Annotated in this window: 13 protein-coding genes; 11 read left to right on the forward strand and 2 right to left on the reverse strand. The window is 31.9% G+C overall.

The features are described 5' to 3' along the window. The first annotated feature begins 206 nt into the window (after nt 1-206). The 6 genes from NSS74_RS08375 (at nt 207) to NSS74_RS08400 (ending at nt 6,225) form a co-directional block, all read left to right on the forward strand. Entirely contained in the window at nt 207-533 is a 327-nt protein-coding gene (locus tag NSS74_RS08375; protein WP_002013624.1) for a hypothetical protein, read from the forward strand. Between the two features lie 312 nt (nt 534-845). Beyond that, the gene (locus tag NSS74_RS08380) at nt 846-1,532 is read left to right on the forward strand and encodes a response regulator transcription factor (protein WP_012261222.1); all 687 of its coding nucleotides are present in this window, start codon (nt 846-848) and stop codon (nt 1,530-1,532) included. Then, the gene (locus tag NSS74_RS08385) at nt 1,529-3,313 is read left to right on the forward strand and encodes a sensor histidine kinase (protein ID WP_012261221.1); all 1,785 of its coding nucleotides are present in this window, start codon (nt 1,529-1,531) and stop codon (nt 3,311-3,313) included. Before NSS74_RS08380 ends, NSS74_RS08385 begins: the two co-directional genes overlap by 4 nt. A gap of 126 nt (nt 3,314-3,439) precedes the next feature. Further along, entirely contained in the window at nt 3,440-4,123 is a 684-nt protein-coding gene (locus NSS74_RS08390; protein ID WP_012261220.1) for an N-acetylmuramoyl-L-alanine amidase family protein, read from the forward strand. A 275-nt stretch (nt 4,124-4,398) separates the two neighbouring features. After that, entirely contained in the window at nt 4,399-5,241 is an 843-nt protein-coding gene (locus tag NSS74_RS08395; protein WP_012261219.1) for a polysaccharide deacetylase family protein, read from the forward strand. A gap of 273 nt (nt 5,242-5,514) precedes the next feature. Then, complete coding sequence (locus NSS74_RS08400) at nt 5,515-6,225, forward strand: alpha/beta hydrolase (protein WP_040963098.1); 711 nt, start codon at nt 5,515-5,517, stop codon at nt 6,223-6,225. 115 nt (nt 6,226-6,340) lie between these two features. Here NSS74_RS08400 and NSS74_RS08405 read toward each other — a convergent pair whose 3' ends face one another. Continuing rightward, on the reverse strand, nt 6,341-6,706 hold the full coding sequence (locus tag NSS74_RS08405; protein WP_002013629.1) for a YxeA family protein: 366 nt from the start codon (nt 6,704-6,706) through the stop codon (nt 6,341-6,343). Nucleotides 6,707-7,283: 577 nt separating this feature from the next. On the opposite strand from NSS74_RS08405, the gene NSS74_RS08410 reads away from it, so the two are divergent. Continuing rightward, on the forward strand, nt 7,284-8,822 hold the full coding sequence (locus NSS74_RS08410) for an alpha/beta hydrolase (RefSeq protein WP_002142384.1): 1,539 nt from the start codon (nt 7,284-7,286) through the stop codon (nt 8,820-8,822). 118 nt (nt 8,823-8,940) lie between these two features. Here the strand turns inward: NSS74_RS08410 and NSS74_RS08415 are convergent, their stop codons facing one another. Beyond that, complete coding sequence (locus NSS74_RS08415) at nt 8,941-9,096, reverse strand: hypothetical protein (RefSeq protein ID WP_002142383.1); 156 nt, start codon at nt 9,094-9,096, stop codon at nt 8,941-8,943. 111 nt (nt 9,097-9,207) lie between these two features. Between NSS74_RS08415 and NSS74_RS08420 the strand changes: the two genes are divergently transcribed. The 4 genes from NSS74_RS08420 to NSS74_RS08435 all read left to right on the forward strand — a co-directional run bounded on the left by NSS74_RS08420 (nt 9,208) and on the right by NSS74_RS08435 (nt 12,424). Then, nucleotides 9,208-9,594 carry a general stress protein gene (locus tag NSS74_RS08420; protein WP_002142381.1) on the forward strand — a complete coding sequence of 129 codons (387 nt, stop codon included), beginning with the start codon at nt 9,208-9,210 and terminating at the stop codon, nt 9,592-9,594. Between the two features lie 123 nt (nt 9,595-9,717). Continuing rightward, nucleotides 9,718-10,119 carry a hypothetical protein gene (locus NSS74_RS08425; protein ID WP_002142380.1) on the forward strand — a complete coding sequence of 134 codons (402 nt, stop codon included), beginning with the start codon at nt 9,718-9,720 and terminating at the stop codon, nt 10,117-10,119. A 35-nt stretch (nt 10,120-10,154) separates the two neighbouring features. Beyond that, entirely contained in the window at nt 10,155-11,180 is a 1,026-nt protein-coding gene (locus tag NSS74_RS08430; protein WP_002142379.1) for a ParM/StbA family protein, read from the forward strand. A 305-nt stretch (nt 11,181-11,485) separates the two neighbouring features. Then, a complete protein-coding gene (locus tag NSS74_RS08435; protein ID WP_012261216.1) occupies nt 11,486-12,424 on the forward strand; it encodes a magnesium transporter CorA family protein in 939 nt (312 codons plus the stop codon). Nucleotides 12,425-12,641: the final 217 nt, after the last annotated feature.

The raw sequence follows: 12,641 nt of genomic DNA on the forward strand, positions 1-12,641 counted from the left end.
TTAATAATGATCAAAACCTTTTATAAATCTACATTATGTAATAGATTAGTTGAGATAAAGATCAGGATGATTAGAGGAATGATTTTAATGTTTGTCTAAGTTGTAGAGTGATTCAATAAAAAAATAGTAAAATGCGATATTTATTTATTGAAAAACGATAAATGTTATGTTAATCTTTAAAAAAAGATAGACAAGGATGAAGAAGAATGAAAAAAATATTTTTAGTTGGACTTTCTACCATAACTTTAATTATTATTGGTTTTGTCTCTTACATTACATTAACAACGAAAGATCCATTAAGTGACAAAGAATTTCCAAAAACTCAAGAAAAAGCAAAGGCAACTGCTATTGAATATTTTCAAAAAGAAAAACAGTTAGATGTTGTTATAACTAAAGTTGGAGTAGTGGGAGAAATAGGATATAAAGTTTGGATCGAAGGGCATGAGCTGAATAATGAACAACAAAAAATTGATGCAATTATAGATGTTGCAAAAGAAGATAAATATAAAGTAATAAGTTCTAATATCAATTAAATATCAAGTATTACGTATAATTGATATTACCTTATAATTCTACCTTTAATATGAAAAAACGCTATCCTGTTTGTAGAAATATACAGAAAGGATGGCGTTTTTGTATGGATCTTTCGATTCAAGATGAGTTTCATTATTTGCTGAAGAATTACAGTTATCTCTGCATTTTATCTTTATATCAGCATGCTATTATCTTGATATAACTATGTTGCATTTAGTAGTGACAGAAATAGTGAAAGATTTCTAATTGGTTAAAATATAAAATGAACTATTTCTTCATAAAAATAAAATTAATCGTGGGGAAGATGAAATATGCAAAGAACAATTTTAATTGTAGAAGATGAAGATATTTTACGTGAAATAATGAAGGATTACCTACTAAACGAAGGATATAACGTCTTAGAGGCGATTGATGGGAAAGAAGCATTATCTATATTTGAAGAACATGAGGTACATTTAATTATTTTAGACATTATGTTACCGGAATTAGATGGTTGGGCGGTCTGCCGGCGAATTCGTAAGAAATCTAATGTACCTATTATTATGCTAACGGCTCGGGTGGATGAAGATGATACTTTACTGGGATTTGAAATGGGAGCGGATGACTATGTTACAAAACCATATAGTCCTCCTATTTTATTGGCAAGGGCAAAACGATTAATTGAAAGCCGATATTCTTCCACTATTAATGTATCTACTGCAGACACATTAACTAGTAGTGGTATCCATGTACATTTCCCTTCTCGTACAGTAACTGTAGATGGGGAAGACATAAGTATGACACATACAGAATTTGAAATATTAACGTATTTCATGCAAAATCAAGGGATTGTAATTTCGAGAGAACAACTAATCACTAAAATTTGGGGTTATGAATTCGCTGGGGATGATCGTACTGTTAATAGTCATATCCGTAATTTGCGTCATAAATTAGGGGGAAAAGCGACTTGTATTGTAACCGTTGTTAGAACTGGTTATAAATTTGAGGGACAGGTATGAAAAAAGGAATTGTATTAAAGTTATTTATATTAACTACGGCATTATGCACACTTATTTTAGTGACTATTTTTATTGGACAAACCATATTTTTTAAGCAATATTATTCGAATCGAAAAGTTAATGATATTAAAACGAATATTCAATCCTTTGAAAAGGCATATATAAAAGCTGGAGATGACGTGAAAAGGATTCAAGAGTTGGAACAAAATTTCTATCAAGATAATGCGACATGGATTACAACGTTAGATAGTGTAGGGAATATAAAATATGTAAGTGATTTTTCTTTAGAAATTCAGTTAGATCCTAACGGAAGTAACACCTTTTCTGAACGTTTAATTCAGATACCGTTGTATAGTTTTGTTAATTTAGAAGATATACAAAGGATAAAAGATAGTTTAGAACAGGGGAATCATATTATTATCGATGGAGTGCAGGAAGGTGATGCAGTAGTCCCTGCGATGTTAACAATAAAAGAGAAGAATGTTGGGCTAGAGAACAAGCAATTGTCAGAGAAGTTATATGGCCCAAAAATCGCATCTTCAAAAGGAAATTCACAGTTATATTTAGCAGGAAGTATTAAGAACGTGCAGTTACTGGAGGGTACTGTAGGAACTAACTCTATTTATGGAAATCGTGTGTTAATAGATAGAATAAAACAATTTCAGGTTGATTTAATATTAAATCAAAAACCAAATAATATTACTTCTACAGAAATAGTGGACTATGAAGAAAATGATATTAAATATAAACTATTAATCAAACCAACAATAGATGCAGATGGTAAGGTGAATTATATATTTGCTATGACATCATTACAGCCAGTTGATGAAGCTGTGCAAATGATAAAGGATTATTATGTATATTTAATTATCTTTGTTTTGATTTTAATCGTTTTGATATCGTTCTATTATTCAAATAAAATTGCCAAACCACTATTACAAATAAATGATACTACAAAAAAAATCGCTGGTTTAGATTTCTCAGAGACAATACCTATTACTACAAAGGATGAAATAGGTGCTTTATCACAAAATATTAATACACTTTCTAAGGCTTTGCATTCGTATATTAATCAATTGCAGCAAGATATAGAGAAAGAAAAGCAATTAGAAAATACACGTAAAGAATTTATTGCGGGTGTTTCACATGAGTTAAAAACGCCTTTAAGTATTATGAAGAGCTGTATTTCAATTTTGGAGGATGGTGTTGCTAGTAATAAAAAGGATTATTACTTTAAAGCAATGTCAAAAGAAGTAGATAAAATGGATATGCTCATTATTGATATGCTGGAGTTAGCAAAATTTGAGTCTGGTACGTATAAAATGGAAATGGATGTTTTCCATATTGATGAGATGATTGATTATATATGTGAGCAATTAACCTCGGATATAACAGCTAAGCAATTACATGTCCATAAACAACTTTCTAAAATTGAGGTAGTTGCAAATCCACATCGAATAGAACAGGTGGTTACTAACTTTATTACGAATGCGATTCGTTACACACCAGAACATGAGGATATTATTATTTCTACAATAGAAGAAAATAAACGTGTAAAAGTATGTGTAGAAAATAAAGGGGCTCATATCGCGCCAGAACATGTAGAAAAAATATGGGATCGTTTTTATCGAGGGGATACGTCTCGTCAACGCTCCAAAGGCGGAACAGGATTGGGCCTTGCTATTTCAAAAAATATATTAGAACTGCATGGCGCAGAATATGGTGTTTTGAATACAGAAGATGGAGTATTATTTTTCTTCTATTTAAATAAAAACGTGTAGAATTTTCGTTCTACACGTTTTTATCATTTTTAAACAAAATCGACATTATCTGCATTTTATCTTTATCAACATTCATTACTATTTTCATTAGAAACGGAATGAAAAGTTGATAAGGAGATTGTTAAAATGAAAAAAAGAGCGATATTGCTTTTGTTTATTATATTAATAATGGGCACTGGCGTTAGTTTCATACATGCTAAGGGTCATAAAAATATATCACAAGAGGATTTACGATTAAGAGGAAAAACAATTGTAATTGATCCAGGGCATGGTGGAGGAGATAGAGGGACGAAAGGAAAGAAATTTGGAACGATTGAAAAAGAGCTTAATTTAAAAGTAGCACAAAATATAAAGAAAGAATTAGAAGAAAGAACGGATGCAAAAGTTATATTGACGCGTGAAAAAGATGCGAGTTTACTTTCAGAAACAAAACAAAAGGAAGAATTGCAAGCGCGTGTCAAAGTAGTGAAAGAACATGCGGCGGATCTTTATATTAGCATTCATCATGATGCTTTTGAGGATACAAATGTAAAAGGAATAACAACTCATTATGGATCTAATAAAAGGAAAGATAAAAAATTAGCTAAGATCGTACAAGAAGCTATTTTTGATCAAAATATAGACAGCCGAGATAGAGGCGTTCATGGCAGTGATTTTCTTGTCTTACGAGAAAATCCTTCTCCGGCTATCCTAATAGAATTAGGGTTTACATCTAATGCGAGTGATGAAAAAAGAATGAATTCAGAAGAATTCCAAGCAAAATCGCAAAAAGGAATTGTGGATGGCATTATTAATTATTTTAAGATGTAATAAAATAGGCAAATAGAAAAATACTATTCTTTCTAAATCTTAATTAGGAAGAGTAGTATTTTTTATTTTGGGTGTATATCCAGTTTTTAAATTAAAAACAAATATTTTTCTAAAGAGTGGATGCAATAAGCTATTCTTTAACTGATTTCGACATTATCTGCATTTTATCTTTATCCATCTCTATTAATCTATTTATTGTAAACACCGGTTGAAACTAATGATTCAGCCTTATAAATAATGAATATGAAAATTAATAGGGAAAGGATCGAAAAATAATGAAAGAATCACAAAGTAAGAAAAAAACAAGTCGATTAACTAAGGTAATAATATCTCTAGGAGTTGTTTTAGCAACGACCTTTTTCACATTCTTTTTAATTGGAAAATGGAACTCTACCCCAGCGAAGGGAATAGCTAATGAAAGTATGAAACAAGTTAATACGCAACAACAAGAAAAGAAAAAGGAAACATCACCAGCAAAACAAAAAAGACCTGATGGAAAACCGGTAGGAAAAGTTGTCTATTTAACATTTGATGACGGTCCTAGCGAATTAACTGGGAAATTTTTAGATGTACTAAAAGAGCAAAATGTTGCTTCGACATTTTTTATGCAAGGTAGTAATTTACAAAATACAGGTTTTCAGGAAAATGTAAAACGAGCAGTAAAAGAAGGACATTATATTGGTGCACATAGTATGACACATAATAGTGATAAGCTATACAAAAAGGGACAATTTGTACCGGAGATGAAAGAAACGTTAGATCTTATCCATAATATTACGGGTACAACTCCTAAACTAGTTCGTCCGCCATATGGATCTGCACCAGGATTAAAGGGTGAGGAAATTCGTAATCAAATTGTAGAAGCAGCAATAAAAGTTTGGGATTGGACAATAGACTCAAATGATTGGAAATTAAAAGATAATCCAACTCAGATTATCGAAAATGTAAAGAAACAAACAACAGAAGAAGTAGAAGTTGTTTTAATGCATGAAAAGGCGCAAACATTACAAGCACTTCCTGACATTATTAAATTTTATAAAGAGCAAGGGTATGAATTTGGGGTATATAATGATGAGGATCATTTTCGTCTAAACTTCCAGAAAGATCAACGTCTATAGTGAACGTGGTTATCTTAACAAGGTGTTTTTTATTACTAAATCAATAACTAAGCCAAAAGCCGATTTCCTATACGATAAGGAAATCGGCTTTTTCTTTATAAAATTTTACTTAGCTTATGAAGCTTACGTTTTAAAATAATATATTGAATTTATGTTAAAACGGCATTTCAGGGCTCGTATTATTTTTTCTAAACTTATTAGTTAAGATTATTCGACAATTATAGTAATAATAATTAAAGTATAGAATATACACATCTTAGGGAGGGCATATATGTGAAGAAGTGGATGAAAATTGTTCTGTACTCTTTACTAGGTATTTTACTTATGGGAAGTATTACTTTTTTTGTTTGGTCTCAGTTTACTTATAAACCAACGAAAGAGGCTTTGTCGTTAGTAGATGATAAAAAAGATGAAGATAATATAGTTTTTGGACAGAAAGATGCTAAAGTAGGGATTATTTTTTATCAAGGAGCTAAAGTAGAAGCTGAGGCTTATAGTTACTTAGGGGAAGCTCTTGCAAAAGATGGGCATTTTGTAGTGATGCCTAAGTTACCATTAAATTTAGCGATACTTGGAATCAATGTGGTAGACAGTGTAATTGAAAAGTATCCTGAAGTTCAAAAATGGTATGTTGCGGGGCATTCAATGGGGGGAGCTATGATTTCTAAGTATGCTTTTCAACATGAAGACAAGGTAGATGGGATCATTTTCTTAGGTTCGTATCCTGCAGAGGATTTCTCTACTAAATCGCTTCCGATGTTATCAATTTATGGGGAAGTAGATGCTTTAGCAACTGTAGAAAAAATAGAGAACAATAAAAAGTTAATGTCAAAGAATACAACTATGCACATGATAAAAGGCGGAAACCATGCTCATTTTGGCATGTATGGTGAGCAAAAAGGTGATAATGCGAGCTTAATTACGTCAAAAGCACAACGAGATGAAACAGTGAAAGTAATTGAAGAATGGTTATTAAAACAATGATAGCGAATGTAATAAATTTACCGAAAGGATTCTCCCATCTCAAGCATGTGTAGGAAGATAGCCTAACGGTAGGTGGGAGAGATAATAAAGAGCCAACTCGTACGAATTGGCTCTTTTATTTATTTGCTATCTCCAATTGGCCCCTTATTTTCTCCGGAATGTCCTTTTCAGAAATAATGTCGTAGGAATAGACATACTTACCTTTCACATGAATTTTTAAGTAAGTTTTTCTTATAAAATCATTAGGAGTGTTCGTTCCTACTTTATATTCCTTCTCATTCCTTAATTCATCAACACCTTTTAGCGAGTACATAGCTCTTCCTTTATGATGGTAATCTGGAACGCCATATTCCTCCGCAATAGCGTATACATTTTTTTCTTCAGCAATCGGATTAAATCTGTCTAAATCTCCGCGTAATATGAAAGGTAGTAAGTATATAGGGAGGCCTATTCCTAGTATGCAAATTACAAATTTCTTCATGACGTTTCTCCTCTTGTTCGTTTATATGATTCAGTATAGAAAAAAATTCTTATAAATATAGAGGGAAATTCCTTAAGGTTTTCTTAATAAAGTTTAACCGTGTGAAAAAAGATTACCTTGAGCATTAAGCTTACGGAATGAATAGCTAAATAACCTGTTTTCTTTATTTTTTGATGGTAGGTTATTTGGTTTTATATTGGTATGAGTGAATTAAGAAATAAGTGGGATTTAGGAACTAGAATAAATTTATCTTACAGTAATAAGAGAATTATCTAAATAAATGATAGTGAGAACAATTAAAGAAAGCATCTAGTGGGGTGCTTTTTTCTTTTGGAATAGAGAATCCCATGGGGCAGTTACATGTAATTTAGTGCTGTGCTTCTAGGTCATTGGAAAATCCAACGATAAAAAAAGAGGGGGAAGGCATTTTTTATTGAAGTTTGTTAATGATAGCTTTTTAACTTGTTAGGGGGGATCGTAAAATAGATTATTAATCTCTTTGATAATTTTTATTTTCCTTATAGCATTTGGCATACTGTATTAGAAATTTTTAATTTTGAAAGGAGAATCAATAATTATGGGTAAGAAAAAAAGAATAAGTAATAAGTTATTACTTGTCAGTGCAATTTGTACAATAACAATTCCCTCAGTCTCATATGCGGAGGAAGTAATTTCACCTGGGAATTTTACGAGTTCTTCAAGTTTGTATGAGGGACGGAATACGGAAGTATTGAAAACAAGCTTATATCCTGATACATATAATTATCTGTTTAACCACCAATTTATTTCGAAATTAAAGGAAGCAAACACAACTATAAAAAAAGTAGACAATAGTGATGATGAAAATCCTATTATATCTACTACTCTTTCATTTATTCGCCATATGAATAGTGAAGATTATAAATCTGCATTTGATTTAACCTCAAGGTCATTACAGAAAATAATATCCAAAGAATGGTTGAAGAGCTATTGGGAGGGACTGCCAGTTCAATTACAAGCAGGTTATTTTATAGAAATTGGAGAGGTTACACAAAAAGAGACAAATCCTGTTCATACAAATGTGGAGATTCAATTAGTTTTTGAACAAATGACTGTACCTTTACTAATAAAACTAGATCCATCTGGAAAAATAGACGATTTTCAACTCAGCATGTCGTTTAGCCCTGTTGCAGAGCGTCCATCATATAGTAAGCCTGAATCATTTGTTGATAAAGAAGTAGTAGTTGGAAGTGGTGCATTTCCATTACCAGGAACATTGTCTGTTCCAAAAGGAAAGGGTCCTTTCCCAGCGGTTATTCTTGTTCAAGGATCTGGAGCAACTGATCAGGATGAAACAGCGTTTGCTTTAAAACCATTTCGCGATTTAGCTGAAGGTCTTGCATCGAAGGGAATTGCTGTCCTTCGCTATAATAAACGAACATATGAACATGGGTTGAAAATACAATTCAGTCCCTTTTATACAGTTGATAAAGAGACAACAGATGATGCTCTTCTTGTAACTCAATTTCTTAAAAATGAGCCTCTAATAGATAAGAATCAAATTTATATTCTGGGTCATAGTCAAGGTGGAATGATGCTTCCGAAAATGATTGAAAAAGACCAAAATCAAAATATTGCTGGGGCAATTGTAATGGGAGGGCCAGCTCGTACGATCCAAGACGTTGTTTTAGATCAATTTGAGTACCTTTTTTCTATTGGAGCAATGAACCTAGAGGAATATAAATTCTACAAATCGCAATTTGAATTATTAAATGATCCCAATTTCTCTAGTCAGAATCCCCCAAAAGATTTTTACTTAGGATCAGCAGTATTTTGGGATTCTATCCGGAAAATTAAAGCAGCAGAAATGTCAAAAGAACAAAAGACACCGCTTCTTATTATTCAAGGAGAAAGAGACTATCAAGTTCAATCAAAAATCGAAATTCCTCTTTGGAAAGAACAATTAAAAGAACGAGATAACGTTGATTATCGACTATATCCAAAGTTAAATCATTTCTTTACAGAGGGTGATGGGGAAATAAGTAAGCCGAATGAATATTATAGTCCTGCTAATATACCTGAGTATGTTATAAATGATATTGCTGCTTGGGTGCAAGGAAGATCGCAATTAAATTAGCAACCATATGTTTTAATAAAGACTTTCTTTCTGTAATCAAAATAGAAACATTTTTATTAGGTTATATGTTTTTTAAAAGCACTCTTTGAAAAGGAGTGTTTTTATATTTTCCTTTGATTTAATTAACGAAAAAAATATCTTGTACTCCTTTTGTAACTATTTCTAAATAGAAATTTTCTATAAAATAAGGGGCTTGCCTTCCAAACAAATCGTTATTTGTAACACTTTTATTAAAGCAAAGTTCTCGTGACATCGCTTTGATATTCAAAAACATTAATAACCTATTGTATTAAGTTTTTTGAAAATTTAAGTTTAACATCTTTAAAATAGGTGTATTACATATTACATAACAACTAAATAAAAAATCTAAAGGAGGAAAGATACCATGCATAAGAATGAAAGAAAACCGGTGGTTCATGAATATCAAAATGAACAGGAAGTAGTTATGAAAGTAAAAGAGCTAGAATTGCAAGGGATTCGCCAAGATGGCATTTATGTCTTAGCACATGAAAAACATCTAACAAAAAGGATTGCGGATGATACAAACACAAATACGATTGGAGTAAAAGAACAAGGATTGGGCACAAGTATTATCAACTTTTTCTCCAAAAAAGGGGACGAACTCCGAAATCAAATGGAAGAAATGGGGTTGTCGAAGGAGGAAGCTAACTTATATGAAGAAAAACTAGATCAAGGGAGAATTTTACTCCTAGTAACAGCTGAAACACAAATGGCGAGTGATAGGCAGCCGCAAAACTATCATTCCCTCTAATAGATTGCAACATCTGATAAATAGGTAAGGTAATGCTAATTTCCTATTTCAAGAAAAGATTGAAATAGACTATATTTTAGGCTGTAGCATTGAAGAAAATAAAAGTAGAGAAGGATGAGAAAAATGAAACATACAATATTTAAATATGCTTTGATTGGGATTACGACCGGAGTCATAGTCTCCCTATTAAAAAAAGAAAATCGGAAAGCTATACAAACAAAAGGAAAAAGCGTAAAAGACAAACTACAAGAAGGAAACATAAAGGAAACATTGGAGAAGGTAACTGAGACAAGTAAACAATTCTCTGTAACTGCAGCTAATGTTGCAAAACAAACATTACCACAACTGCTTACAGCCACACCAGTTGTCATTTCTACCATTAAAGATTTAACAAAAAACGAAAATAACAAAAAGAAAAAAGATGAAAAGGATTACGAAATAAATCAAAATAGTAAGGACATAGACGGGGAAAAAACGAAAAATGAAAAGAAATATATGAAAGAAGGGAAAGAAGAGAGTGCCTAGATTTAAGTCTAAAAAGAGAAAGTGAGGAAAAAAGTATGAAATCTCTGTATGCGATTGATGCAGGAATTGGCTTTACCAAGCGGGCATATCGACAGGATGTAGATTCTGAGATGACGATCAAGAGTGAAGCTTCCACACTAGCCCCTGTACCTAATCATGCTGAAAGTGAAGATTTAACAAAGGTAAGTTTTATAGACTTAGACTTTGCATACTACATGGGAAATGAAGCACATCAATCTGACGCTTCATTTCTTCCTCCATTTGACGAAGAAATAGAAAATTATTATGAAAGCGAACGGTTTAAACAACAAATATTTGGTTGCATTGCAAAGGATTATAAAGAAAATGTCGTGTTACCTTTAGTTGTTACCGGGCTTCCCGTCACTTGTTTTGGTAGTCAGCATGAGCAATTACAAAATGTATTAAAAAAAGAAACTTCCGTGCAAATTGATGGGAAATTTATTAATATTACGGTGGAAAATGCTTTGATTCTTCAGCAACCGGTCGCTTTACATGCCTATTTCTTAAAAGAGGGAATCATTCAGGAACGAGATCGTATCTTAATTATTGATGGTGGATTTCGTACATTAGAAATGACAGATATGAAACAGAATGTCATTTTAAATCATTATGAGACGGAACTAGGATGTAGCAAGCCTTTGAAAAATATTAAGAATATCCTGCAGAATCATGCGGGTGAAAGTAATCACTTGCATATTAACGACATCCCAAAAATATTAGAAAAAGGATATGGAGGTCGAGAAAAAAATTATCAGACAAGTCAGGTTAATACTTTGATTCAAAAAGAGTTGGATGCACACTTCCAAGACGTTATGCGTGTATTACAAGAACAATTTAAGTTAGACCAGTATGATACTATTATTTGGACAGGAGGAATAGTAGATATCCACAAAAAACGAATTGAAAAAATGCAAGGTGAAATCTCTTCTTTCCGTATGGTAGACGCTTCGAAAGAGGCTGCACTTCATGGATACTATATTATTGGAAGTCAAGTATTTGAGGACATCACCAATCAATCTGCATATGAATCCAAATTATAATAACGACCGAAATGGAGTTTGTTGAATAGAAGTACCAAATTATGTGGCTTCTTTTCCACATATAATAAATTCTTTATAAGAAAAGATAAAAAGTGCTTGTATAGAGGAAATGTTTAAAATTGAGAATAAAAATAGCTAATATATAGGGGGTCTTCCTTTTTACAGAATAAGACCTCCTATGCCATTTATTTTGTAATTTAGTTGATCTAAAAACTTTTCCTCCAAGACATGAATACCTACATACAAATTTCATATTACGGATATCATTTGATCAAACATAAGACTATTCAGAAAGGAAGAATAATATGGAATGCATAAAAATGCCGAAATGGAGTTGGTATCATGTGAGAACTAGTGAGCTTGAAAAACTTTCTTCTATAATCCCTCGTGATGTAACATCTTATTTCTCTCAATTTGTAAAGAAAATAAGTTCTCCTTGTGAAAATGGATTATATGTTTATACGTTATCACCAAGTCAAACTTGTGTATATGGTTCGTTTTTATATGATCAAGATAAAAAGGACGCCAAAATTCAAAACTTTCTTCATTATTTCGTAGCTCATGGAATACTGATAACGGTCCAGGAAAAAGAGGAAGAGGATTTCCAAAAATTAATACATAATTTCCCTATGGGTACAAAAAATTGTAATAGTTCCGCTGAAGGATTATGTGCTATCTTATCAATGTTTATATCTCACTATTTGCGGGAGGTTGACTATTTTGAAAACCATTTCAGAAATGTATTATGGGATTTTTATCATCATAATAACATAGCAGTTTTAGAAAAAATTTATCATATTCGTCATGAATTATTTATGAACACACATGTGTTTCGCTTAATACAAGAAGTGTTACAAGGCTTGGAGGAAGCTTGGTTAGAAAATATAACAAAAACTCTTTGTTATAAACAAACATACTTGAAATTAGAGCGTGGATTACAACTCGTTAAAGAGTACCAAGAAGAATTAGACACGATGATTCATTTACAAGAAGTTGTTTCTTCTCATCGTGGGAATGAAATTATGAAAGCTCTTACTGTATTAACTGCTGTAAGTACGCCTTTGACGGCCTTAGGAGCATTGTGGGGGATGAATTTTAAATATATGCCTGAACTAGAATGGAAATATAGCTATTTAATTGCTCTCTTATTTATTATTTTCACAACAGGAGGTATGTATATGTATATGCGATTCAAAGGATGGACAGGTGATTTGTTACGAGTAAAGAAAAAGAAATCTAATTAATCCTGTTTATAAAAAATATGATAGATATTAACCTAGATATATGGTTAGTAATATTTATTAATGGGGGTAGTGCCATATCCCCATCAAGTTAAAGTTTTGATGTCCCCGCATTTAAAAAGATGCTCTTGGATAAATCCAGGAGCATCTTTTTAAATGCGGAGTAGTGCACCACTGTAATCAATTTAAAGAATCGAAATCTTCCATAACGAAATTTTTA

Origin of the sequence: Bacillus sp. FSL E2-8868 (assembly GCF_038005505.1) — a bacterium.
In the GTDB taxonomy this organism is placed as follows: Bacteria; Bacillota; Bacilli; order Bacillales; family Bacillaceae_G; genus Bacillus_A; species Bacillus_A mycoides.